We start from the raw sequence: 25515 nt of genomic DNA on the forward strand, positions 1-25515 counted from the left end.
GGGGTGTAGAAATAAGGCGAGTGTTAACAAATGCTTAGGTCAAGTGTTTCGTCTGTATTTCGCTATGGTTTCTCATTTGTTCCGTTGTGTACGTGCGACAAATTGTGCGTAATCTTCGGGAGTATCAATACCCACAGACGGGTGGGTGACTTGAGCGACCTGGATGGTGGCACCTGATTCCAGAGCCCGTAACTGTTCCAGTTTTTCCAGTTGCTCCAGCGGAGTCGGTGGAATCTGGGTCAGATTCAACAGAAAGGGCCGGCGGTATGCATAGATGCCGAGATGGAGCAGCCAGGGGCTCTGATCTGGCAGGAATGATTCTGGTTTCCGGTCTCGTGTAAAAGGGATGGGCAGGCGACTAAAGTACATGGCAGAACCATCTGTGCGACAGATGACTTTCGTGCAGGAGGTGTCCTGTAACTGCTCAATATCACGAATGGGAGTGGCCAGTGTCGCCATATCTGCTGACGGAGACTGAATCAAAACGTCAATCAGTTGATCAATAAATTCAGGCGAAATCTCAGGTTCGTCTCCCTGAATATTAACCAGGATTTCAGCATCGAACAGTTCGTTCTTTGCCACTTCTGCAATTCTGTCGGTGCCGCTGGGATGCTCACCTGTCAGACAGGCTTTCCCGCCAAATCCATGTACGCATTCCATGATTTCCAGACTGTCGGTAGCGACAATTAACCGGTCCAGTTTATCGGAACTGGCGGCAGCTTCCCAGGTATGCTGAATTAACGTTTTACCTGTTTCGTTCAGCAATAGTTTCCCGGGTAACCGAGTCGATTGCAGTCTGGCTGGAATGACACCACAAATTTGCATACGAACACCTCCTGTGTTTTCTGTTGGATGGCCCTGATTGAAACGACTTCTGGACTGTGTCCAGTTTTACTGTAGCGTCTCCAGGGGCATTGGAACCGACTGGAATCGATTGACGGACGCTGAGGTCAAATGGGATGCGCTCTCGTTCCGTCAATTTATCAACCGATTGTACGAGACATCAAGTGGGGCACCAGTAAATCTATGTCTTTAATGACAGGAAGTCTGTGAGGAGGCTGACAGGCTGCTATTGGATGAGATCTGATGTTCTGATATGGTGCGTGACGGTAAAATTAGCCCCCCTATATTCCCAGACAGGATTTTCAGATGGAGCATGGATTTTTAGGCTATCGCTCAACATTCATGTTGGATTTTGTTGTCTCGGCACTCGTCCTGATCGTGCCTTTATTGCTGTTCAGCCTCTATACAGTCAAAATCAAACGAAATTATTCCCTGCACAAAAAACTGCAGATCTTACTGGGTGCCGTACTGCTTGTTGCGGTGACCGCTTTTGAAGTTGATGTGCAACTCATGCATGGGGGATGGCAGAATATCGTCAAACAGCGCACCACACCACTCACTCCCGAACAATTTCATTATGTTCGTAATGTGCTGTATGTCCATCTGATTTTTGCTGTCAGCACACCATTCTTCTGGGCTGCCACGCTGTTTCTGGCTTTGAAACGAATCCCCGATCCTCCTGTACCCTGTGCGCACAGCAGTCTGCACAAAAAGCTGGGTTGGATTTCAACGATTGATATCACGCTGACATCGATAACCGGCCTGTACTGGTACTATGTCGCATTTATGGTCAGCAGTTGAAAGTCTGATTTCAGTGCTCAGGACTTTTTGCGTGAGCGGGTTACAGGTCCTTTGGCTGGCTTCTCATCGTCGCCGCTGTCTTTAGCAAGGACGCGTGCAATTGCATCAAGAAACGTATCCATCGCGAAGGGCTTTCGCAGGTAATCATCCACACCCAGCATTTCAGCGTAAGCTTTATGACGCCCCCCTTCGTTGGCGGTAATCATGATGACCTTGGGAGGTGAGGGGAGTGATTTCAGAGTCTCCAGTACCGGGAATCCACCCATTTTAGGCATCATCATATCAGTAATGACCAGATCCGGGTTCTCAGATTGTGCCAGCTTCTGCCCTTCCAGGCCATTGGGGGCAACAATGATATTGTAACCAGCTGACTTGATGACACCGCTCAGCGTACTTGAAATTTCGCGGTCATCTTCGATCAATAAAATCGTATAATCGGTTGACATGGTTTTTAAATTCCCTGGAGAAACCAGTAGTTTCTCGCGACTCCTGAATTAAAGTGACCCGGCGTCACATCCTCGGGACACACCTGCCCTGCGTATATGGTATGCCTCTATCAACCGATTCTCAAGGCAGTTATAGAAAACTGTCATGAATCTTCAATTTTCAGATGATCTCTGAGACCTGTTGTAGCGGCTTTAGGGAAGGTGTTTCTTCACTTTTTCGCCTGATTTATGAATGCTGCAACTCGATCCCGGTTTTTGACTCCCGGTTGATCTTCGACCCCACTGGCAGTATCGACGCCAAAAGGCTGAACAGCGGTGATGGCTTCACTCACATTCTCTGGCGTCAGTCCTCCTGCCAAAATCAGCGCAGGCCAGTCACTATACCGGTATTCCCTGCGAATCATTTCCCAGGGAGCAAGATGACCTGTGCCACCATAGGATATGGGTGAATAGGCGTCTATGAGTATATGGTCAGGGCGTTTTCCGGTTTGGTCACAGGCCTTCAGATACGACTCCAGAAATGAGAGATCTGGTTCACTGGTGCGAATCGCCTTGATGATGGTAAGGGTGGGAAACTGTTGAGCCAGTTCTGCCAGAAATTCAGGTGGCTCCTCGCCATGCAGCTGGATTATACTTAAGGAGAGGGCTTTACAGGTTGTGATTACATCTGACAATGAGTGATTGACAAATAATCCCACCAGCGTGATCTCGCGGGAGCCAATTGCTGACTGGATCTCTCTGGCAGTGGCAAGATCGATGAAACGGGGGGATGGTGAGTAAAAATTCAGTCCCAGGGCAGTAGCGCCCAGATCGGCAACGGTACACGCTGTCTCGGGATCTTGTATGCCACAGATTTTAATCCACATCTTACTTCACTTGTTGAGGGGGCAGTCAGCTTCCAATAAAGGTTTCATCAAAAGTGAATTATAGTCTGTACGTGACTCAAGGGGTAGCAGTGATCGGGATGAATTTGATACAGACTGGTTTGGGAACCTGGATCTCATGCCCCGTTGGTTGCAGTAATCCGGTTTTCTGGTCAATGCGGAATACCATAATGTTGTTTGTATTCTGATTTGCTGCAAGCAGAAACGATCCTGATGGATCGATCTTGAAATTGCGTGGCATTGCGCCGCCAGTAGGCTGGAAACCGATAGAAGTCAGTTTGCCGCTCTGCTCATCAATCCGGTACATGGCCAGTGTATTCGGCCCCCGGTTCGAACCGTACAAAAACTTCCCCGAGGGATGCACTTGAACTTCCGCGGTGGAGTTGCCTTTGAAATCTGTTCCCGGAGGAACCGTGGTGATCGTCTGGATTTCCTCAAAGGTGCCTGTGATCGCATTATAGTTCATGGCGGTGACGGTCAGATTCAATTCATTGATGACATAGCCCCATTTACCCGTGGGGTGAAAAGTGAAGTGGCGCGGTCCCGCTCCGGGGGGCAGTTTGAAACCGGGGACAGGATTTGGTGCCAGTGATCCATCTTCCGCATTAAACTGGTAGATCCGCAGTTGATCGATCCCCAGGTCTGCGACTATCGCATGCTGATTTTGGGGATCAAGATTGATGGAGTGTGCGTGTGGGGCTTTCTGGCGAGCAGGATTGACGCTGAAGCCGGAGTGCTGCACAAATGAGGTGATTTCTTTCAGCGATCCATTTTTCAACAAAGGCAGCGAACAGATATTACCTCCGCCGTAATTCGCTACGAGGACATATTTACCAGTAGCATCAACAACCAGGTGGCAGGGATCGCCTCCGCGGGTAGACTGCTGATTGAGAAACGTCAGATTTCCCGTCTGAGGATCAATGGTAAAAGCGCTGACGGCTCCCGATTTTTGCCCCTGGAAATCACGAGTTTCGTTGACGGCGTACAGAAATTTCTGGTTGGGGTGAATCGCGAGAAACGAGGGGTTCTCCACATTTTCCGTGACGCCCACCAGAGAGAGCTTCCCTGTCTGAGAGTCCATGCTGAGTTGATAAATACCCTGGCTGTCACTCCCACGAGTATAGGTGCCCACATACACCCGATATTCAGCTGCAGCAGATCTCGGGGGAGAAACGAATATAGAACCGATTATCGGGAGCAGTAACAGAGTGGCTGTCAGGAATGGATGCGACGAAAACATGGACTGTCCTTACATCGAACAGGAGAGTTGAAATACGGAAAAGAACGGAGCTGGCCTGATCCAGCCAGAAATACCTGTCTCAGATTATTTGACATAAACGCACTACGAAACGCAATGGTCAGATTCTCCCAGGATCTGAAATACCGGGTGTGCCTGTCCTGTGATTTATCGACAAGGGAGATTATACTTTCAGGCATGTTAAAACGGATTACATTACATAATTTTATGAGCCACTCACACACCGTGATTGATCTGTCGCCCGGCTTGACGGTGCTGACCGGACCCAATAATTGCGGCAAGTCTGCTTTTGTCTCCGCGCTTCAGATTCTGGCAGACAATACGTCCGGCGATTTCATGGTCAGGCATGGGGAAAAAGAGTGTCGCGTCATCGTCGAAACAGACGACGGACACATGATTGAATGGAAACGTAAAAAGAAAACGGTCAGTTACAATATCGATGGAGTGGATTTCCATCGCTTGCGGAACAGCGTCCCCGATCAGCTACATGAAATATTGAAATTATCCAAAGTCAAAGCGGGCGACGCAGATGAATTCGATGTTCATTTCGGCGAACAGAAGTCACCCATCTTTCTGCTGGGGGACCGCGGCAGTCGCGCGGCACGATTCTTTGCTTCCTCCTCAGACGCGTCGGTTCTGATCGAGATGCAGAAACTGCATCGCAGCAAAGTGAAAACGGCACAACAGGAATATCAGCGACAGCAGAACGAATTAAAACAGGCCGAAATCGCACTCGAATTGCTGAAACCCATCCCTGACCTGGAAAACAAGCTGGAATTGCTCAATCTAAGCTATGAATCTCTGCAGAAAGAACAGCAGCAGATTCGAAATCTTGAAGCATTCATTCAGGAATTTCAACAGGCAGAGCAGCGAGTGTCGCGGCTGTCAGATACGGTAGCAACATTAAATATATTGCCTGAATCGCTGCAGCAGGAAAATGAGCAACCGCTCGCTGTACTGACGCAGCGATTTGTGGCAATTGAATATAAAACCAGGGTGAAGCAATTGCAGATTTCGGCACTTCAGACCCTGACGGTTCCACCTTCCCTGCAAGAGACAGATCAACTCGAAAAAATGATCCGAGAGATACTCAGTCTGGAACAGGTCGCTAAATCTGCATCCGCGACGGGGGATTGTCTGAAACAATTAAATGAACCTCCGCATCTGGCAGAAACAGAGTCTCTACAAAAAATGATTCAAAAACTTGCGGTGTCTGAAGAACGCACTCGTATCGACAGGCAAGAATCAAGAGTACTGGAGTCCTGTCAGTCTCCGCCCGAACTGATCGATCTGCAGAAAATGGAACAACTCTGTCAGCAATGGGAGCAGGCTGCTGATCAATTCAACGCACAATGTTCCCTTCATGCGAAATGCGAGTCCGAATACGAGTCTGTCCGCATTCAGTTGTTGAAGTGGGTTGAGGAAAATCCCAGTTGCCCGACCTGCGGTGCAGAATTAGAGCCCGACCAGTTTATCAGAACTGCGGAAACGGGGTTACAGGGGCACTCACATGGTACATGAAGAATACTCTGGCGTGTTGTTGATCGGCGATCCACATGTAGAAGGCCGCGTCCCTGGATTTCGCAAAGATGACTATCCTCAAATCGTGCTGGAAAAATTACGCTGGTGTCTGCAGACTGCTCGCGAGCAAAACCTGTTGCCTGTTCTGCTGGGGGACCTGTTCCATGTTCCCCGGGATAATCAGAACTGGCTGTTATGTCAGTTGCTCTCCTTGTTTGAGCCTCCGGTTTACGGGATATACGGCAATCATGATTGTCGGGAAAATCAACTGAATGAACACGATACTCTCAGTATTCTCATTCAGGCAGGAAAGTATCATTTACTCTCAGCCGAAACACCCTGGCGGGGGAAAATGCAGGGGCGTTCGGTTTTGATTGGCGGGACATCCTGGGGAAGAAAGCTGCCTGGAGCGATTGAAATTGCTCCCGGAGAAGACCCGCCACTGGTGATCTGGGTGACTCATCATGATCTGATCGTTCCCGGCTACGAGGAACAGGGCCATTTTAAACCCTATGAAATTGAAGGCGTTGACTACGTAATAAACGGTCATATCCATCGCAGGCTGGAAGATGTCATAAAAGGACAGACCACCTGGGTGACTCCCGGCAACATAGTCCGCCGTTCTCGCAGCGATGCCTCTCGGGCTCACGTGCCTTCAGTACTGAAGCTGGAAGTTACGACTGAAGGCTGGCAGCGATCCGTGGTCGAAGTGCCCCATCAGCCCTTCGACGAAATCTTTCACGCTGAGGTACAGGATGATACAGAGCAGGGGCTCCCTTCAGCTTTCATTTCAGGGCTGGCAGAATTACAGACACGTCGCACAGACAGTGGTGCCGGCCTGAAATTATTTCTGGAAAAAAATTTAACGCAGTTTCAGCCCGCGGTTGCGGATGAAGTACAAAAATTAGCAAATGAGGTTTCGAACCATGACGACTGATCAACCAGGAGCAGTGCCCGAAATAGAGGTGTTAACCGAACAGTTTCAGAAACTGAATAAACGTAAGATTGAATCGGAACGCGATCTGGTCAATGCAGAACAGAATCTGAACGAACTGAAACAGCAGGCACGGGAAGAATATGGCACCGATGAGCTGGATGCATTAAAAGAAAAGCTGGAGCAGATGAAAGCCGAGAATTCACGCAAACGTGCGGAATATCATCAGAGTCTGACTCAAATTGAAGCAGAACTGCAGAAAATTGAAACCGAACATCACGCTTCTGACGCGACCTGAACTCTGAAAGCAGTGGATTAAGAATACAGATGATGAATAAACCGCCTTCCTCTGATCACCCGGATTTTGCTACGGAAGAATTGCGATCGCCTCTCCCGTTGCAGCGTAAATGCTGGGAACTGTCGGCGGTTCGGAAGCAGAAAATCAAAGAAAAAATCACACTGACCGAACAGATACAGTTAACAGAACAGTATATCGCAATATCTGGACAGGTGACCGAAGCTCTGGAAACCCTCAGTGGGCAGTTGTTTGAACAGGAACTGCAACTGATACAGGAAAAGTTGACGATTGCGCTGCAGGAGGTTCTGGAGCAGCCCTTGAAACTCATAGCCAATGCCGAGTGGAAACATAATTCTGCCAGCGTTGAATTCCAGATTGAACGTGAGGGAAACACAGAAGACATCATGCGCGGGCAGGGAGGTTCGGTTGCCAACGTGCTTTCGGTCGGCTTACGGATGTTTGCCCTGATGACACTCGATGAGAAAGAACACCGCCGCGTCCTGGTTCTGGATGAACAGGATTGCTGGTTGCGGCCCGATCTGGTCCCTCGACTCGTGAAAATCATTCATGAAGCCGGGCAAGCGCTCGGCTTTCAGATTATCATGATCAGCCATCACGACTCCAGCATGTTCGAACGCTATGCTGATTGCATTTATCAATTTAGTCCGTCGAAAGAAGGCGTTCAGGTACAGAAAATTGACACGGACTGGCAGGACCACAATACCACACATTACGAGCGCTGATTTTTATCAAAGGATTTGGTTCATTTATGGCACAGGCGAAATATAAAACCGCACCCGTTCCCACTGAAAAAATGCCCTCAGGGATTCCCTATATTGTCGGGAACGAAGCAGCAGAGCGGTTCAGCTTTTATGGCATGCGCGGAATACTGGTTGTATTCATGACACAGTACATGTTGAATGCCAGTGGTGAACCGGACCATATGTCGGACGAGAAGGCGATCGCTTATTTTCACCAGTTTGTCGCTGCTGTCTATTTTTTCCCCTTGTTAGGGTCGATTCTCTCGGATGTGTTCTGGGGAAAGTATAAAACAATTCTCATACTTTCTGTTGTTTACTGCCTGGGTCATCTGGCGCTTGCCATTGATGAAACACGAGTCGGGCTATTCATTGGCCTTTCTCTCATTGCTATCGGGGCAGGGGGGATTAAGCCCTGTGTCTCTGCGCATGTGGGGGACCAGTTCGGGAATAAGAATCAGCATCTGCTCAGTAAAGTATTTGGCTGGTTTTATCTCGCCATCAACCTGGGGGCGTTTATTTCTTCAATCATGATTCCCAAGGTGCTTGAGTATTATGGTCCGCATTATGCATTTGGGATTCCCGGGATATTAATGTTGCTGGCCACAATACTGTTTTGGCTCGGTCGTAACAAGTTTGTACATATCCCACCTTCAGGCTGGAAAAAATTCCGTACAGAGACGTTTGGGAAGGAAGGTCTGCAGGCGTTATTGAATCTTTCAGTATTGTATTATGTATTTCTTCCCATTTTCTGGTCACTCTTTGATCAAACCGGCTCTTCCTGGGTACTGCAGGGAGTCAAAATGGATCAGGATCTGATGACCCCTTTTGGGGAAATTAAACTGGGGGCTGCGGAAGTGCAGGCGTTTAACCCCCTGTTTATTCTGATTCTGATTCCCACATTCTCATATGTGATTTACCCGTTGATTGACAAAGTATTTCCGCTGACTCCATTGCGAAAGATATCGATCGGATTTTTTCTGGCGGCTGCTTCGTTTGCCATCACTGCCTTGATTCAAATCCGCATTGACGCCTCAACCGGCAGTCCTCCCTCTATTCTCTGGCAGGCGGTTCCGTATTTTGTTCTGACAGCAGGGGAGGTGATGGTTTCCATTACCTGTCTCGAATTTTCGTATACACAGGCACCCAAATCGATGAAATCATTCATCATGTCTTTGTATTTTCTTTCGATGACAGTCGGAAACCTGATGACAGCAGAGGTCAATAAATTCATCATGATCGATGAAACAACTTCAAAACTGGAAGGAGCCAGTTATTTCTGGTTCTTTTCCGGTTTGATGTTTGTAGCCGCGGTCCTATTTGTTTTTGTTGCCAGGTTCTACAAAGGTAAGACCTATATCCAGGATGATGAGGTCGACACTGCTCAGGCCGAAGAGGAAGGGATTCAATAAGTCGGCTTGAAATTCATCGCGGGCTGCTTTTAATTCTATCTGATACTGTTATGATTTGTTCAGTCGACTGGGCAACTCGGCAGACAGAGAACTCCAATATACTTTTACTACATTGATTAAGGAATTAGAAATGCGTTTCTCACAAACATTTCAAGTGGCAGTATGTAGCTTCGGGCTGGCGTTATTCGCTGGTTGTTCTGCACAGAGTGACACACGTACTTTTGACGATAAAGACTCTGCAGCATCAGCGGAAGGCGAGCATGCGCATGAGCATGAACACGAACATGGACCTAATGGCGGGCATATACTGGAAGTAGGAGAAGAACAGTATCATGTGGAAGTGGTCTTTGATGAAGCCGGCCGCACACTGACAGCTTATATTCTGGGACCCGATGCCAAAACGGCATTCCCCATTGCCGGAGAAACAATCGATTTTGATATGGAAATCGGTGACAAAGAACACGAGATCCCCCTGGCTGCCAAACCTCTGGAGGGAGAAAAAGATGGGAAATCTTCACGCTTTGTTGCTGAAGGAAAAGCCATTCCCGATTCGATTAAAAAAGAAGCAGATCTGAATGGTCACTTCCATCTGGATATCGGTGAAAATCATTTTCATGTTGATCTGAAGCATGGCGAGCATGAAGGACACGATCATGCTGAACATGCACATGACCATGAAAAGGCAGAGTCGAAAAAGCCAGAAGCTGAGAAAGCTGCCCCTGCTGAAGAAGAAGCCAAACCGAAAGTGGAATAGTATTACTTCACGAATCGTGGCCATTAAAAAAACTCCCCTGTTTTTGCGAACAGGGGAGTTTTTTATTTAATCGTAGTTACCAGTCATGGAAACTGCATTAAAACCAGAAGTACCGACGACAGGTTTCGACCACATCTCCAAACAGGACATAAAACAGGCTGCGTTCGCCACAGTCAATCTTGGCGCTGACTTCGGCCCCGATGCGAAGCAGGGGAAGTTTTTCCTTGTCGAAGGTAGCATAGGTTTCCACGATACTGCCACTTTCTTCAGATGAGTTGGTCCGAGTGGAAATTTCAGTGACTTCGCCTTCATAAGACAGTTCATTAGATGTTGCCAGGATGAATTCCACTGGCAGTCCGATATCTCCCTTTCTTTCGGTGGCACGCAGGATATGTCCCATACGTTTTTCTTCCACGCCCAGTTCCAGCTGCCAGGGACCATTGGGATCCATGATTTCCAGCAATAATTCACCACGCTGAACGGGACGATTGATCAGAAGCTGTTCAATCTGGAACGTGGTAACAACTCCATCAATGGGGGCTTTGACATTCAATTTGTCCAGCCGGTCTTTCAAGATTTCCAGATGTTTTATCACTCCAGAAATCTGGGTCTCCGTCTCGTTTAACTGACCACGCAGTTTCGTAATTTCATCAACGGGGCGTTTGTTGTTATTTCCTGACTGCAACTGCGCATTTAAAGTTAACCGCATCAGTCGGAGTTCATTCAGCTTGTTTTCTGTTTCCAGTACCTGTGCTTTGAGATCTTCATTTCGAATTTCAACCAGGAGGTCTCCCTTTTTCACACGTTGACCACTTTCAACGTGAATTGCGACCACTTCCCCTTCCCAGTTGGTAAAGACTTCGCGCTGAACTGTTGGCATGAGCCGTCCGTCACAGCTAACGCGATAATCATAGGGGATCAGTGCCAGAGCGACACCCGCAGCGGCAATCAAGGCAATAATTACCAGGGTTTTTACCAGTGTTTTGCCCCGCAATGCAGCGAAGCAGCGACCGATAAATCTCCAGAGTGGCATCATAAAGATGCTTTCGTAATTGCGTGAGTTAGCAATGCCGCTGGCGATATGACCAGACAGAAGCTCCGCTCGGCTCTCCAGGTGAGGGCGGGGCTGGCTGTCGGTAATCTGCTCTACGATCAAGCCGCCAATCAGTTTTCTGGGGGTATCCTTCATACGCCCCAGTGCTTCTTCGTCTGATTTGATGACCTTGTCTGGTTCGAAGAGCGGGACGATCAGAATCATCCGCGACCCGCTTTCCTGCAGGTAGTCGGCCAGTGGCTCCTCAATTTGGGGAGGAATCGCATCATTCGAGCCCGAGTACAGAAAGGTATCCCGCATGGCCAGAGTTTTGTTTGCCAGTTTCGAAAGTAGACGTACTGTGTTGGCCCGTTTGTTGACCTTGTCCTGGCCATTGATCGCTTGAATCACAGTCTTCTTGCCGTATTGCATTGCCAGACTGACACGATCTGCATTCAATAGTTGTCGGCCGTCATTGACAACGGTCGCCCCTACTTCTGTCAGATCAAGACTGCGATGAATCTGCTGCACGAACTGGTCGACTTCTTCCCATGCTTCCAGCGAAGAATCTGTCTGGCTGGCTTTCTCCCGTTCGGCCAGATAATGGGAGGCATAACCGGACATTTGCTCAACAAACTGCAGATAGCCGGAATGAGCCTGTTTGGGGGCATTGGAACGTTGGAAAATTTCAATGACACCAACCGGTTTCTTTCGAATCGTGAGTGCTGCAACAACAATCAGGTTGTCCGTTGGCAGGTGGACATCGTTTTCCGCATCGGCTGAAAAGATGCGTGCTTCGGCTGTTGATAAGACATCGGATAACAGACGCTGGTTTTTGAGAATGGCTTCCGGCTCTTCATAGAATCCGGTATCAGCCAGATTCAGTTCACTTTTCACTGCCAGCCGACCGCTTTCGTCAATGAGCCAGGCGGCTCCTGCGGTCGCTCCCAGTCCAGCAACCACACGTCTGAGAAATTCTCGAAAAAAGGTCTCTGCAGCCACATTGGAATGAGCGAACTCTTCGATCTCCCGCGCGATACGAATGACACGTTCCCGCGTCTGAGCCGGTGTCGGTGATTGAGTGCTTGTCATAGAGATAGGTTACCTGTTATGTCGTTCGAGTAATTCCGGTACCTGATTGGCGGAAGCTGAGTGACTTCCACTAATTATACGGTATGTTTGTGATAGATACTGGTTTTTTGCTGCAGGCGCGTTGCAGAATTATGATCTGGACAGCCTTACATTTTGAAATTTTATGGGAGCAGCAGGGCAATTGCAAAATTCCATTTTGCTGTAAATGTAATTTTTTACTCATGTTGCGTAAAAGAAACGGAAGATTTACCTAACCCCTCTATCAGCAAATAATCCTATAAATGGCCTTCACATTAAAAGACGCTCAAATATTCATAGTATAACATACGTATCATGGTTACCTGATATAATCTAAATCATGTCAGCGACTTACAAAAAATAAGGTTTAGTGCCTTCTGCGGTCGTCAAACTGCTGGATGTTAAAATAGAGCGATCGGGATATGTGTAAGGGATTTATGGCTGAGGTGTCGTCCGGCAGCGCATCGTTATGGTCCGTTCTGTCCTGTAAAATTAACATCGGGTGTGTGAGAAAACGCTTGTCATGGGGGGGAGTGAGGCGTTAGATATTAGGCACAGAAGTGTCTATATTTATATGTCCGGGTATTTTGTCTGACTCTGGCACTGCAAGATACAATATTCTCACAACTATCCGCGAATCTGATCTGGAACAAATTCATGAATTTAACTTTGAAGAATACTTTGATCTACTCGATGCTGGCGTGGGGACTCTGCCTGGTTCCGGGTGAAGACCTTCTCTGTGCAGACGACAAGCAGCCAGCAGATGACTCAACTGTCAGTTCCAAGTCATCGATCACCGTCAATAACTGCCGCATTAAATTGATTGACCGAGTGATCCTGGGTAGCGATCGGCCGGGAGTACTTGAGTACGTTGAACCTAATGAAGGTGAGCTGGTCAAAAAAGGCCAGGTGATTGCCGCTTTAAAAAGTGATGCCTTACAGGCAGCAAAGGCAACGGCAAAGAAAAAAGCGACCAATGATATTGAAATTCGCTATTCTCAAAAAGCAAGAGATACCGCTTATGTCGAACTCGAAATTAACCTGGATATTAATAAGCGTGTTCCGAACGCCGTTACAAAGCTGGATATCAAACGCCTGACTTTGAACGCGGAAAAAAGTGATCTGCAGATTGAACAGGCGGAGTTGGAATTCGAAATGAATAAATTACAGCTGGATGAAATCGATGCGCAAATTGAGGAGACTAAAATCATTGCTCCCTTTGATGGCATCGTTACCAAAAAGTTTCGATCGACGGGAGAAGTTGTCCGGCATGGAGACGAAGTTCTGGAACTTGTCAGCACTAAACGGGTCAAAGTCGAAAGCTATGTTAATATCGATGATACCTGGAAGTTTCAGATCGGAACTCCGGTAGAAGTCCAGTTGGATATTCCCGGTGTGCGTCTGCCGATCGAAGATAAATCGTATCCAGGTAAGATCATTTTTGTTGATGTCGAAGTAGAACCGATTCACGGAAAATCGATACGGGTCTGGGCGGAAGTCGAAAATTTGGATGATGATCTGAAAGCTGGTTACATGGCGACGATGAAGATTATGACTGATAAGCCAGAGAGCAAGGTCGCCCAGAAGAGTGATGCCAAATAATCTCAGCATCCGGCAGAAGCAGACAGATTTAAATCACATTCTTTTACTGATTGATTTCAGAACGGGCTTATGAGCACATTAAGTGAATCAATGACATCCTCAACGGAACGACCCATTCCGTTAAGTGTGCGCGATGATTTAATCAGTAAGTGGATTCATTATAAAGGACTCGGATACTGGGTCATTAAAGATCCCGTTTCGCTTAAGTATACCCGTCTCCATCCCGAACAGTATTACATCCTGAATCTATTGAACGGAGCGCGCTGTCCGGAAGAAATCAAAGATGAAGTACATCGACAGTACCCCACATTGCTGCTTTCCATTTCTGAAATTCAACAATTGATCTCAGACCTGTACCGGAAAGGACTGCTGACCAGTGGACGACCCGGTCAGGGGGTGACGCTGATCAAACAACGTCGGGAAGAACATAAGAAGAAATTAACCACGACACTTAAGAATGTCCTCTATCTCAGACTCCCGGGCTGGGATCCGGAAACAAGTCTTCAAAGACTTTATCCCTATGTCAAATGGATGTGGGAACCCTGGGCGGCGCTGATGTTCGCCCTGCTGATTGTCTCTTCCTGGATCCTGATCGGGGTACAGTTTGAAGCCTTCCGCAGTCGTCTTCCGGAGTTTCAGCAGTTCTTTGGCTGGCCGAACCTGATTTATATGTGGTTTGTGCTGGGAGCGGCGAAGGTCATCCACGAATTTGGCCATGGACTGTCATGTAAACATTATGGCGGTGAGTGTCACGGGATGGGGATCATGTTCCTGGTATTCAGCCCCTGTCTTTACTGCGACGTTTCCGACTCCTGGATGCTGAGAAATAAGTGGCAGCGAATTATTATCGGCGGAGCCGGGATGTATATCGAGGTGATCATGTCAGCGATTGCTGTCTGGATCTGGTGGTTTACCAAACCCGGACTGCTGAATCACCTGGCATTAAACCTGTTCTTTGTTTCGACTGTGACAACTGTGATCTTCAATGCCAACCCGTTGATGCGATTCGACGGTTATTACATGATGAGCGATTTTCTGGAAATTCCCAATCTCAGGCAGAAAGCTGATAAACATTTGCGTGACACGTTTGCCTGGTATTGCCTGGGAATTGAGTCTCAACGTGATCCGTTCATGCCGGAAACGGGCAAGTTCTGGTTTATCGTCTATGCGATTTCCGCCGCACTCTATCGCTGGTTCATTATGTTCGGGATTACGTTGTTCCTGTACACCGTGCTGAAGCCTTACGATTTACAGAGTATTGGAATTACACTGGCTGTGATATCGATCGCTTCATTTTTAGGTGGTATTGTCTTTAACATTTACAAAATTATTGCTGCTCCGAGGGCTGAACCCATGAATTACTTCAAAGTCTCAGCGACGCTGACTGTCACCGCCGCCGTGATTCTTGGAATTCTTCTGATTCCCGTTCCCATGCATTTTGAAGCACCCTTTATTGTAGAAGGTTACAATGTAAAGCACGTTTATACGACCGGCAGTGGGCGACTTGAAGAGGTCTATGTCGAACCGGGTCAACACGTAGTCAAAGGTCAGAAACTCGCGAATATCGTGAATATCGAAAAGCTGGATGAATTGCGGCAGTTAAATACGGATCGTGACATTCAGATGGATGAGATTGCAAAATATCGTGCCCTGGATGATCTGGCAGGTCTCAGGGTCTCTGAAGAAAAGCTGGCAAATATCCAGGAACGGATTGAAGATCTAAAAGAGCAAATCAAAAACCTTGAAGTGGTCGCTCCTGTCAGCGGAGTGGTTATTGCTCCCGCCAGTCAACCCGAGCCAAAGTTGTCAGATTCCAAGAAACAGCTATCCCGCTGGTTCGGATCCCCGCTCGATCCCAAAAATGCCAATTGTTATCTTGAAGAGCGCACTCACATGCTGAGTATTGCGCCTGAACCTCGGTACCAGGCAGTTCTGTTTATCGATCAGGAGTATCGGAACGACTTTAACCAGGATCAGGAAGTTGAATTAAAACTGGAACATCTTCCCGAAAAGATTTACACTTCAAAAATAGAGCGAGTAGCGCAGGGGCACCTGGATTATGTGCCTCCGACTCTCTCCAATAAAATGGGAGGTGAGTTGCCTACGGTAACGGATAAAGACGGGCGGGAAAAACTGACCAGTACCGCCTATCAGGCTATTGTTCCACTGGATGTAGACGTGACTCTTTTTCGTTCGAACATGAGAGGTAAGGCACGGTTTCTGGTGAGCGAACTGACAACCGGACAATGGCTCTGGCGCTACTTTCGCAAAACGTTTCATTTTCGACTCTGAGTCAACGATTGCAGCGGCTTACGAGAAGCATCTCAATCTTGAATCGGAGTTATTATGAGCAATATCATTTCCGAAGCTGTCAAGTTATTGCAGGCAAATCAGGCGATTAAAGCTGAAGCCCTGATGCGGCCTTACTATCCAGCCAACGTCAATAATTCTCAGTTTCTCCACCTGTATGCATTAGCGAATTCCCAGTCTGGAGAGCACTCACTGGGAATCGATCTTCTGAAAAAAGCGATTTCTCTCCATCCGAAAATCGCCGAGTATCATCACAACCTTGCAGCCATCTATCGGCTGGTGGGAGAATTTGAGCTTTCAGAAGAACATTATCTGACCGCTCTGAAATTAAAACCCGATTATGCAGAAGCATATTTTAACTATTCAGCAACCAGAAAATTTAAATCGGATGAACCCATTCTGGCTGAGCTTGAGCAACAGTCAGCCAGGACCGATTTGTCTGATCAGGATCGCTGTTTCCTGGGCTTTGCAGCCGGTAAAATCTTCAATGATGCTCAAGAATACGATAAGGCTTTTGCCTTTTACGAGATGGGCAATCGTTACAAAGGTGCCACATTTGATATCGACCGTTTTCGACAAGATATCGACCGCATCATTACCGTTTTTACAGCCGAGCGTATCAGAGAACTGGCTGCCTGCGGTCATCAGAGCAGGGTTCCTGTATTTATCGTCGGTATGCCCCGCACTGGTACGACTCTGGTTGAACAGATCCTGTCGAGTCATCCTGAAATTCATGGAGCGGGAGAACTTCCCGATATTTCCAGTATTTCAGGTACGATGTCACAGCATGCATCGCAAAAAATGGACTATCCGGAATGTGTACCTTATCTGCCGGAAAAAGTATTTTCCGGTTTCGCGGATGCCTATCTGCGTCGTCTGCGAACGTTCGACCAGTCGGCTGCGCGAATTGTAGATAAGATGCCGGGAAATTTTTTACACCTTGGCCTGCTGGCAATCATGTTTCCTCACGCCAAAGTGATTCACTGTCGCAGACACCCACTTGATACCTGTCTTTCCTGTTATTTTCAGCGTTTTCGACGTGGTCATGAGTATTCGTTTGAGTTAACTCACGTTGGGCTTTACTTTCGAGAGTACGAACGCCTGATGCAACACTGGCTGGAAGTATTGCCAACAACTCCTTTTGATCTGCATTATACTGATCTGGTGAACCAGCAGGAAGACGTCTCCCGGAAACTGATTGAATGGACGGGGATGGCCTGGGATGATGCCTGTCTTTCGTTTGAAGACAATTCACGACCTGTGACAACGGCGAGTAACTGGCAGGTGCGCAGGCCGATGAACAGGTCCGGCCTGGATCGCTGGAAGAATTATGATCAATATCTTGATCCACTCCGAGAGGCTTTGACGGGTACGTCCCAAAGTCTGAACTGAAGCAAGGCAGATTATCATTACTGGACTACGGGAACAATTCCTGTTTTGTTTTGAGTGGAAGACCACCAGAGCTGCCAGAGTCTCTGATTGTATCCAAAGTTCTGTTGTGTGATCTCCTGCAGGGCGGACAGTACGGCTTCATTTTGATGGTTATGTTTGACTGAGACAGTTCGCATACGCACTCTGGGTTGTTGTGAGGGGAGTACGATCACTCCATTTGGATACCGACCTGCCAGCAGTCCCGCTTCAATCTCAGGCGGTAAAACCACGCCTGTATTTCCAAACGTTCCATTTGCACCGAAGCTGTATGTTGAACTGGTATCGGGAACTCGGACACGGTAAGTATGGCTGGTGACCAGTGCAGAGATCAGTTCCGGTACTACGGATTCGTCTCCGATGACTTCCAGACCTTCACCAGCTCTCCGGACAATCAGGTTGGATCTGTTTTTCAAAGCTTCAATAAAGTAGACGATCGCTTGAGATGCATCCCTTCGGGAAAGTGCCTGCAGTGCTGATTCGCGAATTGCCTGCAGGGGATCTGACAATGCCAGCTCTGCCAGTGGTCTGAGAGGCTTGTCACCCGTAATCTGTGACAGAGTCGTGACGAGCAGCGAACGCACCAGGTAATTTTCATGTTTTCCCATCAGCCGCGCCAGGGCTGCTACTGCGAACGGGTCGTTGATAGACTGGATGTTTTTTAAACCATCCTGCTGTGACTGGACATCGTTACTATTCATTAGTGTCAGCCAGAGCTTGATTTTCTTAAACCATTTTCGCTCTTCAGCAATTTCTGCTTCATTCTTTTCCAGAAGTTCAAGTTCTGCCGTAGAGACGTATCGCCCTTTATATTTGATGTAACCATTTTTCCGCATGACATCATCGCGGGTCATCCACTCTCCATCTCTGTTTGTATAACCCAGTGCCGCACGTGCTTTCGCGTGATCCGGGTCCAGTAATAAAACTTTTTCCAGTTCTTCGTGACGTTGCGAAATCAGATGATTTTCAGAGCACCACTCAGCCAGTTCCAGATGTTCTTGAACAGTATCCGAGATTTGCCTGGCACGGGTTTCATATTCCTCCACAGACAGCGGACGATTGGTAACAAATTCGATCTGCCGGGCAGCGACCGCAATTCTGCTGCCACTCAAAGTTTCAATGATTCGAATTTCCTCTGTGTCCGAGTCATGTCTTTGCAGTTTGCCGCGTATTTCTCCCCCTGCCTTCAATTTAATCAGGTCGCAATTCCCTGGTACCTGAAAAGCAGTAATCGAAAACAACAGGCAGACCAGGAATGTCGTAGAGGATGATGACCGGAAATAAAATTCAGTAAACATGATGCTGTTTTCTCATGTCCGTATTAAGATATTTTATTTGTCAGAGTACCTGACTGAAGCTCAGTCGACTGTTCAATCATTTTATCATATCGTGTAAAAGCGGGACAGGAACTTTCTGTGAGATGACTGTTTTAAAACATCGCCACTGATGAAAAAATAAAAATGAAACGAGTCAGAAGGGCAAAAGTGTTCTCAAGTCAGTGCCAGTTTTATCTTCGACGGCTCATGGACCAAGATTGTAGGGGAATGTTCAGTGGTATTGGTGGAAATTCTTAAAATGATGTGATAACAAAGCTGGATTCTCGTTTGGGAGAGTGGGTAGAATAGGATGTGTTAGCCAGGGTGCATGCCGAAAATCCTGCGATGGAGTTGCTTTTTTCAGACCGATTTCGGTCTATGGCAGTCTGTATTGTAGACTTGGAGTGTGCAACTACTGTCTGGTCTCTCTGGTCCGGAACATTTTTTGTTCTGAAAAGAACGCTGTTCTAAAACTCATCTTGAAAAAGATTGTGCTATGCCTGTTTGGAAGAAATTGACGACTGCTTTGCTGACATTAGTGCTTTCAGTTTCCGGAACTGATTGCCTGATGGCTCAGCGATTAAATGAATCTTCGGTAGGTATCACGATACCGACACAGCGGCAATTGGGACAATACGATCTCGAACGTGTCTGGTGGGGCCAGGCGACGGTGGATCCACAACGGGACCGGATCGTGCATCTGACCATTGATGAAATCAATCTCTATGCCCTTTCCACAGCCGGCATTATCACTGCATTCAATAATGAAACTGGCAAAAAACTGTGGTCGACTCAGTTAGGGCGTGGAAACAATATCAGTTATCCCCCGGTATCCAATTCCAAATATGTTTACATCACAGTAGGTACAAAATTGTACGCGATTGAGCGTTTGAATGGCGAAATCGACTGGGAACTGCAACTGCCGGGCTCCCCTTCAACCAGCCTCACAGTAGATGAAGATACAATTTTTGTGGGCACATTGAGTGGTCGGGTGTATGCATGGGATTTGGAAAAACTGGACGAATTAAGTAATGAGTCCAGACTGCCGGCTTGGCGGGAAAGAGCAATTCGATGGACCTATCAGACAGGTGATGCGATCAACACTCCTGCCCTGGTTACAAATCGGACTTTACTGTTTGCCAGTCAGGATGGATCACTTTATTCAGTAACACTTCAGGAGCGGCAACTTGCATTTCAGTTCGAGACTGACGCACCGATTTCCGCCAATCTCGCTGAAGATGATAAAAGCATTTTTCTGGCCTCTGAAGACCAGAATCTGTATTGTCTGAATATATTGAATGGTATTGTGCGCTGGAGGATTCGAACCTCATTTCCATTAGTCATGCCTGTTTCTGTCCTGGAGAATGAAGTCTATATTTCCTCAAAGAAAAACGGTCTGTTTCAGCTTTCAGCTCTGTCAGGTCAGGAGCAATGGTGGCAACCTCTGGGCTCACGATTTATCTCAATGTCGCCGACTCGTGTCTATGCGACAGATGAACTTGGAAATTTACTGGTGCTGTCCCGCACCGACGGTGCAGTTCTTTCGGCTGTTCCTCTTCGTAAATTTCAGGTTAAACTCATGAATGAGCAGACGGATCGGATCTTCTGCGCTTCAGAATCTGGGATTATTTTGTGTCTGAAACAGAAGGATCTGCCATTTCCGATCCGATTTAAAAATCAGGATAAGTATCCGATTCTTCCCGAGGTGGTGCCAGAATCTGCCGTTAAGGATCCGCAGGCAGAGACTCCTGCCGATAGTGAAAACGCCGATAACTAGTGGAGTGTCATTTTAAATTTGGGGTTGATAGATACCACGAGAGTGCGATAACGGAGCACGTAAACAACACAACCAACCTTCAATTTCCAGCTTGACAAAGCACTGAATCTGCATTTCGTGCCTCTCCTGCTACTCAGCTCTCATTTGTTTTCTGAACGCCTACTGGCTAAACTGAGTCCGTGTTGTGCATGGAACGACTCTGGCATACTCTGCAGCTGGAAGTCTGTTTATATCAGGCACGGGGAACTTCTTAAAACGACAGAGGGACTTTGTTTCTTCTGTATTCTCAGGTGATTGACGAAAAAACAAATGAGTAATTCGCATCCACGTCGTGCACTAGTAAGTGTCAGTGATAAAACGGGACTTGATGGATTTGTAAAAGGCCTGGCAGAACTGGGTTTTGAATTTATCTCTACAGGTGGCACGCGCCGCTATCTTGAAGAGCAGGGAGTCCAAGTCATCGATATCTCAGAATACACGGGATTTCCTGAGATAATGGACGGGCGTGTAAAGACATTACATCCCAAGGTCCACGGCGCAATTCTGGGGCGTCCCGATCTGGCCAGTGATGCGGCTTCCATTCAGGAATTTGAGATTGTTCCCTTTGAACTGGTGGTCTGTAATCTTTATCCATTTGAAGAAACGATTGCCAAACCAGAAGTCTCTCTCTCAGAGGCGATTGAACAGATCGATATCGGCGGTCCCAGCATGGTAAGGTCAGCTGCCAAGAATCATGCTTATGTGGGAATTGTGACTTCGCAGACTCAGTACTCTCATGTACTGGAAGCCTTACAGTCAGGCCCACTGACCGCAGAGTTACGTCTGCAGCTTTCGGCAGCTGCCTTTGAGATGACGGCGTGCTATGATCGTGCCGTTGCTAATTACATGGCATCCGTTCTGCCAGGCAGTGACTCCACACGATTTGACCAACAGATCAGTATCAACCTGGTTCGCCGCGATCAGTTGCGATATGGTGAAAACCCCCATCAAAGCGCAGCATTCTATGTTGAGAAACAACCGCCGGCAGCAAGTGTGGCACAGGCAGAGCAGTTAAACGGAAAAGAACTTTCCTACAACAACTATCTCGATCTGGATGCGGCTCTGCAGATTGCTGGCGATTTTGATAAACCTGCCGCGGTCGTGATTAAGCATACCAATCCTTGCGGTTGTGCTACCGCGGATTCACTGGTGGAAGCCTTTGAAAAAGCTTATGCAGGAGACCCGATCAGCGCCTTTGGATCGATCATCAGTTTCAATCGTTCTCTGGACAAAGCAACTGCGGAAAAATTATGTGAACCCAACCGCTTTATTGAAGCGATTATTGCACCTGATTATGAACCAGAGGCTTTTGAGTTGCTGACGACGAAACCCAAGTGGAAAAAAAATGTCAGACTCATGAAATGCCCTATGATGAAAGCACCTGAGGTTGCCTCGCTTGATTATCGTAGAGTCTCCGGAGGCCTGCTTGTTCAGGAAAAAGATGAACTACGTGATGATTCCGCTGATTGGAAAGTCGTAACCAGTCGCGAACCATCGCTTCAGGAAATGAACGATCTGGCATTTGGCTGGATTGTCTGTAAGCATGTAAAATCAAACGCGATCGTGTTGGCAAAGGATGAAATGCTGCTGGGAGCAGGGGCAGGTCAGATGAGCCGTCTGGACTCTTCCTATATAGCCGCTTATAAAGCCGGGGAGCGGAGCCAGGGAGCCGTCGTGGCATCTGATGCGTTCTTCCCGTTTCGAGATGGAGTTGATGAAGCTGCCAAAGCTAGTGTAACTGCCATTATTCAACCAGGTGGATCAGTAAAAGATGAGGAAGTGATCAATGCCTGTAATGAGCATGGTATTGCGATGATCTTTACCGGCCGGCGGCATTTCAAACACTAAGAAGGTCTCAGCTCTCTTTATCACTCCTGACTTGTCAGTAAGGCATTTGTTACAGTTGACGAGTGATATGAAGGTAGAGTTGAGGAACCTCGATAAGCATAGTGATATTGACGCTGTTTGAGGAATGACAATTTTATAGAACAGATGAAATTAAAGGAGCCTTCTTCAGAGAAGAAGGCTCCTTTCGTTATGGCTTATTGATTCGGATGGTTCCGAATGCGTTTGGATAATTGAATTATCCCTTGGCTTTAGAAGACGAGAATCACGTCTGTACCAACAGTAAACTGGCTGTCTTTGGTACCACCGTCAGATGTGGTCCAGGGATCTGCTCCATCAGCCCAGTCCCAGCGAATTTCAGGACGAACCTGAATGCAGGAATTGATCTTGTGGTTGATACCTGCAGTGATTTCGTAGTAGTTCGTACCAGGATTACCCAGCTGAGTACCATTGTGATCACGCCACCATTCAACTCGCATACCGGCACGCGTTGAGTCGCACATGTCGTAGAACAGATACTGGTTGATGCCGTAGGCTTCAGCATCGTCTCCTGGATCTGCAGCATCACCATTCATGAAGAACATATGGTCGTGCTGGAAGACATAAGACAATTTATCTGACAGTTTCTGCTGAGCTACGATACTGAAGACGGTCAGGTTGGAAGTTCCACCCAATGCGTCATTTTCACCACCAGAGCTGATGGCAAAGATCAGTGAGGTATCTTCACTGTCGCTGGTCCAGCCGATAGAACCCAGGAAGCTCCACTCATTATTCTGATTTTCAAAATCGTCCCAGCCTGTGGTGATACCACCGGACACAGCAACGTTGTCACTCAGATCAGTGCTGGCTAACACACCGGTATGAGTAAACGGCTCATCATACTGCATTGTATAAGAATGTGAGTAGAAGAAGTTTCCGGTGGCAGGCACAACTTCATATCCAATCAGTGTATAGAAGTGACCGGCATTGATGGTCACACCGTTTCCGATGGGAGCATAAAATGAAGCGTACAACTGTGGCATCGCCAGTCCAATCTGGTTGGCAGTAGCGTTGTCGTTGTCTGACCAGGTTCCGTCGAAGTTCGGGGTATTGTTTGGACCACCGAATACGGCAGTGTCAGCGGCGTCAGAACCGACTAACAGATCGACACGACCACCCCAGCCAAAGCAGTCTTCGTTGGCTGCAGCGTCTTTTTCCAGAGCGAAATACAGCTGGTTCATCATGAACTGGCTGTCAGCCTGGTTAAATCCTACACCGGGAGTGTTCAAGTCGTTCGCAGGACGGTTACCATTGAAGGTAATACCGAATTCCAGCCAACCACTGAGTTTCCAGCCGTTATCTTCGAGGAAATTTCCACAGCCATCGCAATCGTCGAACAGACGAGTCAGGCGGCCACTGCAGCAGTCTCCATCATCACCAGCTTCTTCGCCACAACAGGTATCAGGATTGGTACAGGTTGGAGCACAAGTCTTCGGTGCACAGCATTCTGCTGTTAACCGATCGAGTTCTGCAGCTAACTTTGTACCAGCATCCTCATACACTTTCGTGCAGCAGGCATTGGGTTGATCTGGTGTGCAAGAAGGGGCACAACCAGCATCACCACCAAATGCAGGTGATACAGCCATGAGACCCAGCCCACTTAAGAGGAGCCCAGTCAGTCTGGCTTTTCTTTTCAGTTCATTCAGTTTTCGCATATTTAAACTCCTGAGTACACGCTAAAGGTGCTTGGTCTCCATACCGTCAGAAGAGAGGCGTATATGCTTTCCAAAATAATGAATTGGGTGAAGCCATACTGACGGTCTAATCAAAATACCATCGTTACAATCAGATGACCTGCGAGGTCCGATAAATTGAGCGCTTACATAACGATGGCTCTAATACGGAATATCGGAATTCTCCGTAGTCACTTTGATGAAAAGAGATACGTCAAGAATAACCTGACTGATCAGGAAGGTCTGACTCGTTCGGCCAGATACCGGAAGCGTTAAAGCTTAACAGATAGTAAATTATGTTAAACTTGCGCGAAGAATAAGCAGTCCGGTATGCGAGTTTAGGCTCAATCCAGAATTGAGGCTTAAGTATAAGACTTTATCGGGAGAGTAATTATGTGGCACTTGCAAACAGTGCGTCGACGAATCCCTGTGAGTTAAACAGCTCCAGGTCATCAATTTGCTCACCGACACCGACGTATTTCACGGGTATTCCCATCTTCTGACGGATGGCAACGGTAACTCCCCCCCGGGCTGTACCATCTAATTTTGCTAAAATTAATCCAGAACATTCGATAGATTTCGAAAAATGTTCTGCCTGGCTGATTCCATTTTGTCCAGTGGTAGCGTCCAGGACTAATAAACTTTCGTGAGGTGCATTCGGGATTTTTTTGCCGACAACCCGTTTGATTTTTTCCAGTTCCTCCATCAGGTTTGTGTGAGTTTGAAGGCGTCCTGCTGTGTCGATAATCAGGTAATCTACGCCGGTTTCCAGGGCTCTTTCGCAACCTGAATAGGCCACGCTGGCAGGATCTGTACCATCAGGTCTGGTGACGATTTCACAACCTAATCGATTTGCCCACATCGTGAGCTGTTCAACTGCAGCGGCCCGGAATGTATCTCCGGCTGCTAATAATACCGTTTTGTTCTGTTTCAGGATCAGATTTGCCAGCTTTGCAATCGAAGTGGTTTTTCCGACACCATTCACTCCTGCCACCAGAATAACAGTGACGCCGTCTGAATTCTGATTTAAAGGAGATAATGGGTCTGTGATATCCCATTTTGTATCTCCCTCCCCTTCGAGAAGCGTACGGATTTTCTCTTTTACTGTCTCTTCGATTTCATCGAGAATGACAGTACGTCCGCCATGTTTTTTACGGATTTCCTCGCAGATGGCTGAAGAGGCAGTAACCCCCATGTCCGTTTTGATCAAACGGGCTTCAAACTGTTCAATTTTCTGGTCATCCAGGATTTCGCCCGCTTTGAATAAATCGCGAACGTCGGTTCTCAATACTTCTTTTGTTTTTTCTAAACCACGTTTTAATCGGTCAAACAGACCCATTTTAATTCTCTCTTTTTGCAGGCAGCTGATTGAAATATGTTCTGAAATACCAGGAAATACCAGAATGTCAGACGGGGATAATATAGTGTCGGGCG

General features: G+C 47.5%; 20 protein-coding genes. 12 read left to right on the forward strand and 8 right to left on the reverse strand.

Going from position 1 to position 25515, the window contains the following annotated elements:
* Window positions 1-72 precede the first annotated feature (72 nt).
* Window positions 73-825 (reverse strand): 3-deoxy-manno-octulosonate cytidylyltransferase, encoded by a 753-nt coding sequence (gene kdsB, locus AACZ40_RS05535; RefSeq protein WP_291172940.1) that lies wholly within the window; start codon window positions 823-825, stop codon window positions 73-75.
* A 324-nt stretch (window positions 826-1149) separates the two neighbouring features.
* Between kdsB and AACZ40_RS05540 the strand changes: the two genes are divergently transcribed.
* A complete protein-coding gene (locus AACZ40_RS05540) occupies window positions 1150-1644 on the forward strand; it encodes a DUF420 domain-containing protein (RefSeq protein ID WP_291172937.1) in 495 nt (164 codons plus the stop codon).
* Between the two features lie 17 nt (window positions 1645-1661).
* Here AACZ40_RS05540 and AACZ40_RS05545 read toward each other — a convergent pair whose 3' ends face one another.
* The 3 genes from AACZ40_RS05545 to AACZ40_RS05555 form a co-directional block, all read right to left on the reverse strand.
* Window positions 1662-2090 (reverse strand): response regulator, encoded by a 429-nt coding sequence (locus AACZ40_RS05545; RefSeq protein ID WP_291172935.1) that lies wholly within the window; start codon window positions 2088-2090, stop codon window positions 1662-1664.
* A gap of 209 nt (window positions 2091-2299) precedes the next feature.
* Entirely contained in the window at window positions 2300-2956 is a 657-nt protein-coding gene (locus AACZ40_RS05550) for a phosphoribosylanthranilate isomerase (protein WP_291172932.1), read from the reverse strand.
* Window positions 2957-3032: 76 nt separating this feature from the next.
* Window positions 3033-4214, reverse strand: a complete 1182-nt coding sequence (locus AACZ40_RS05555; RefSeq protein ID WP_291172930.1) for a lactonase family protein — start codon at window positions 4212-4214, stop codon at window positions 3033-3035.
* A gap of 195 nt (window positions 4215-4409) precedes the next feature.
* Here AACZ40_RS05555 and AACZ40_RS05560 point away from each other — a divergent pair, with 195 nt between their 5' ends.
* The 6 genes from AACZ40_RS05560 (at window position 4410) to AACZ40_RS05585 (ending at window position 9909) form a co-directional block, all read left to right on the forward strand.
* Entirely contained in the window at window positions 4410-5753 is a 1344-nt protein-coding gene (locus AACZ40_RS05560) for an AAA family ATPase (RefSeq protein ID WP_339673561.1), read from the forward strand.
* Window positions 5743-6690: a metallophosphoesterase gene (locus tag AACZ40_RS05565; RefSeq protein WP_291172926.1), complete on the forward strand. Its 948-nt coding sequence runs from the start codon at window positions 5743-5745 to the stop codon at window positions 6688-6690. The genes AACZ40_RS05560 and AACZ40_RS05565 overlap by 11 nt, the downstream gene beginning before the upstream one ends.
* Window positions 6680-6985, forward strand: coding sequence for a hypothetical protein (locus AACZ40_RS05570; protein ID WP_291172923.1), 306 nt, complete (start codon window positions 6680-6682; stop codon window positions 6983-6985). The genes AACZ40_RS05565 and AACZ40_RS05570 overlap by 11 nt, the downstream gene beginning before the upstream one ends.
* Before the next feature lie 29 nt (window positions 6986-7014).
* Window positions 7015-7728: a DNA repair protein gene (locus AACZ40_RS05575; RefSeq protein WP_291172921.1), complete on the forward strand. Its 714-nt coding sequence runs from the start codon at window positions 7015-7017 to the stop codon at window positions 7726-7728.
* 26 nt (window positions 7729-7754) lie between these two features.
* Window positions 7755-9155 carry a POT family MFS transporter gene (locus tag AACZ40_RS05580; RefSeq protein ID WP_291172918.1) on the forward strand — a complete coding sequence of 467 codons (1401 nt, stop codon included), beginning with the start codon at window positions 7755-7757 and terminating at the stop codon, window positions 9153-9155.
* A gap of 130 nt (window positions 9156-9285) precedes the next feature.
* Entirely contained in the window at window positions 9286-9909 is a 624-nt protein-coding gene (locus AACZ40_RS05585; RefSeq protein ID WP_291172915.1) for a hypothetical protein, read from the forward strand.
* Between the two features lie 97 nt (window positions 9910-10006).
* On the opposite strand, the gene AACZ40_RS05590 is transcribed toward AACZ40_RS05585, so the two are convergent.
* Window positions 10007-12034 (reverse strand): HlyD family efflux transporter periplasmic adaptor subunit, encoded by a 2028-nt coding sequence (locus AACZ40_RS05590; RefSeq protein WP_291172913.1) that lies wholly within the window; start codon window positions 12032-12034, stop codon window positions 10007-10009.
* Between the two features lie 675 nt (window positions 12035-12709).
* Between AACZ40_RS05590 and AACZ40_RS05595 the strand changes: the two genes are divergently transcribed.
* The 3 genes from AACZ40_RS05595 to AACZ40_RS05605 all read left to right on the forward strand — a co-directional run bounded on the left by AACZ40_RS05595 (window position 12710) and on the right by AACZ40_RS05605 (window position 17356).
* Window positions 12710-13654, forward strand: coding sequence for an efflux RND transporter periplasmic adaptor subunit (locus AACZ40_RS05595; protein WP_291172912.1), 945 nt, complete (start codon window positions 12710-12712; stop codon window positions 13652-13654).
* 69 nt (window positions 13655-13723) lie between these two features.
* Window positions 13724-15946 carry a biotin/lipoyl-binding protein gene (locus AACZ40_RS05600; RefSeq protein ID WP_291172909.1) on the forward strand — a complete coding sequence of 741 codons (2223 nt, stop codon included), beginning with the start codon at window positions 13724-13726 and terminating at the stop codon, window positions 15944-15946.
* A 54-nt stretch (window positions 15947-16000) separates the two neighbouring features.
* Window positions 16001-17356, forward strand: a complete 1356-nt coding sequence (locus AACZ40_RS05605) for a sulfotransferase family protein (RefSeq protein ID WP_291172907.1) — start codon at window positions 16001-16003, stop codon at window positions 17354-17356.
* Window positions 17357-17373: 17 nt separating this feature from the next.
* Here the strand turns inward: AACZ40_RS05605 and AACZ40_RS05610 are convergent, their stop codons facing one another.
* Window positions 17374-18690, reverse strand: a complete 1317-nt coding sequence (locus AACZ40_RS05610) for a HEAT repeat domain-containing protein (protein WP_291172905.1) — start codon at window positions 18688-18690, stop codon at window positions 17374-17376.
* 586 nt (window positions 18691-19276) lie between these two features.
* Between AACZ40_RS05610 and AACZ40_RS05615 the strand changes: the two genes are divergently transcribed.
* Window positions 19277-20485 (forward strand): PQQ-binding-like beta-propeller repeat protein, encoded by a 1209-nt coding sequence (locus AACZ40_RS05615; RefSeq protein ID WP_291172903.1) that lies wholly within the window; start codon window positions 19277-19279, stop codon window positions 20483-20485.
* Window positions 20486-20794: 309 nt separating this feature from the next.
* Entirely contained in the window at window positions 20795-22372 is a 1578-nt protein-coding gene (purH, locus tag AACZ40_RS05620) for a bifunctional phosphoribosylaminoimidazolecarboxamide formyltransferase/IMP cyclohydrolase (RefSeq protein ID WP_339673567.1), read from the forward strand.
* 248 nt (window positions 22373-22620) lie between these two features.
* Here purH and AACZ40_RS05625 read toward each other — a convergent pair whose 3' ends face one another.
* Both AACZ40_RS05625 and ftsY read right to left on the reverse strand, forming a co-directional pair.
* Window positions 22621-24063 carry a porin gene (locus AACZ40_RS05625; RefSeq protein WP_291172899.1) on the reverse strand — a complete coding sequence of 481 codons (1443 nt, stop codon included), beginning with the start codon at window positions 24061-24063 and terminating at the stop codon, window positions 22621-22623.
* Window positions 24064-24472: 409 nt separating this feature from the next.
* The gene (gene ftsY / locus AACZ40_RS05630; RefSeq protein WP_291172897.1) at window positions 24473-25420 is read right to left on the reverse strand and encodes a signal recognition particle-docking protein FtsY; all 948 of its coding nucleotides are present in this window, start codon (window positions 25418-25420) and stop codon (window positions 24473-24475) included.
* Between the last annotated feature and the right edge of the window lie 95 nt (window positions 25421-25515).

The organism is uncultured Gimesia sp., from assembly GCF_963972345.1.
In the GTDB taxonomy this organism is placed as follows: Bacteria; Planctomycetota; Planctomycetia; order Planctomycetales; family Planctomycetaceae; genus Gimesia.

Bases quoted from the DNA above. Each gene is read 5' to 3' on its own strand.
- kdsB (WP_291172940.1), bottom strand. From the start codon at position 825: ATGCAAATTTGTGGTGTCATTCCAGCCAGACTGCAATCGACTCGGTTA.
- AACZ40_RS05540 (WP_291172937.1), top strand. From the start codon at position 1,150: ATGGAGCATGGATTTTTAGGCTATCGCTCAACATTCATGTTGGATTTT.
- AACZ40_RS05545 (WP_291172935.1), bottom strand. From the start codon at position 2,090: ATGTCAACCGATTATACGATTTTATTGATCGAAGATGACCGCGAAATT.
- AACZ40_RS05550 (WP_291172932.1), bottom strand. From the start codon at position 2,956: ATGTGGATTAAAATCTGTGGCATACAAGATCCCGAGACAGCGTGTACC.
- AACZ40_RS05555 (WP_291172930.1), bottom strand. From the start codon at position 4,214: ATGTTTTCGTCGCATCCATTCCTGACAGCCACTCTGTTACTGCTCCCG.
- AACZ40_RS05560 (WP_339673561.1), top strand. From the start codon at position 4,410: ATGTTAAAACGGATTACATTACATAATTTTATGAGCCACTCACACACC.
- AACZ40_RS05565 (WP_291172926.1), top strand. From the start codon at position 5,743: ATGGTACATGAAGAATACTCTGGCGTGTTGTTGATCGGCGATCCACAT.
- AACZ40_RS05570 (WP_291172923.1), top strand. From the start codon at position 6,680: ATGACGACTGATCAACCAGGAGCAGTGCCCGAAATAGAGGTGTTAACC.
- AACZ40_RS05575 (WP_291172921.1), top strand. From the start codon at position 7,015: ATGATGAATAAACCGCCTTCCTCTGATCACCCGGATTTTGCTACGGAA.
- AACZ40_RS05580 (WP_291172918.1), top strand. From the start codon at position 7,755: ATGGCACAGGCGAAATATAAAACCGCACCCGTTCCCACTGAAAAAATG.
- AACZ40_RS05585 (WP_291172915.1), top strand. From the start codon at position 9,286: ATGCGTTTCTCACAAACATTTCAAGTGGCAGTATGTAGCTTCGGGCTG.
- AACZ40_RS05590 (WP_291172913.1), bottom strand. From the start codon at position 12,034: ATGACAAGCACTCAATCACCGACACCGGCTCAGACGCGGGAACGTGTC.
- AACZ40_RS05595 (WP_291172912.1), top strand. From the start codon at position 12,710: ATGAATTTAACTTTGAAGAATACTTTGATCTACTCGATGCTGGCGTGG.
- AACZ40_RS05600 (WP_291172909.1), top strand. From the start codon at position 13,724: ATGAGCACATTAAGTGAATCAATGACATCCTCAACGGAACGACCCATT.
- AACZ40_RS05605 (WP_291172907.1), top strand. From the start codon at position 16,001: ATGAGCAATATCATTTCCGAAGCTGTCAAGTTATTGCAGGCAAATCAG.
- AACZ40_RS05610 (WP_291172905.1), bottom strand. From the start codon at position 18,690: ATGTTTACTGAATTTTATTTCCGGTCATCATCCTCTACGACATTCCTG.
- AACZ40_RS05615 (WP_291172903.1), top strand. From the start codon at position 19,277: ATGGCTCAGCGATTAAATGAATCTTCGGTAGGTATCACGATACCGACA.
- purH (WP_339673567.1), top strand. From the start codon at position 20,795: ATGAGTAATTCGCATCCACGTCGTGCACTAGTAAGTGTCAGTGATAAA.
- AACZ40_RS05625 (WP_291172899.1), bottom strand. From the start codon at position 24,063: ATGCGAAAACTGAATGAACTGAAAAGAAAAGCCAGACTGACTGGGCTC.
- ftsY (WP_291172897.1), bottom strand. From the start codon at position 25,420: ATGGGTCTGTTTGACCGATTAAAACGTGGTTTAGAAAAAACAAAAGAA.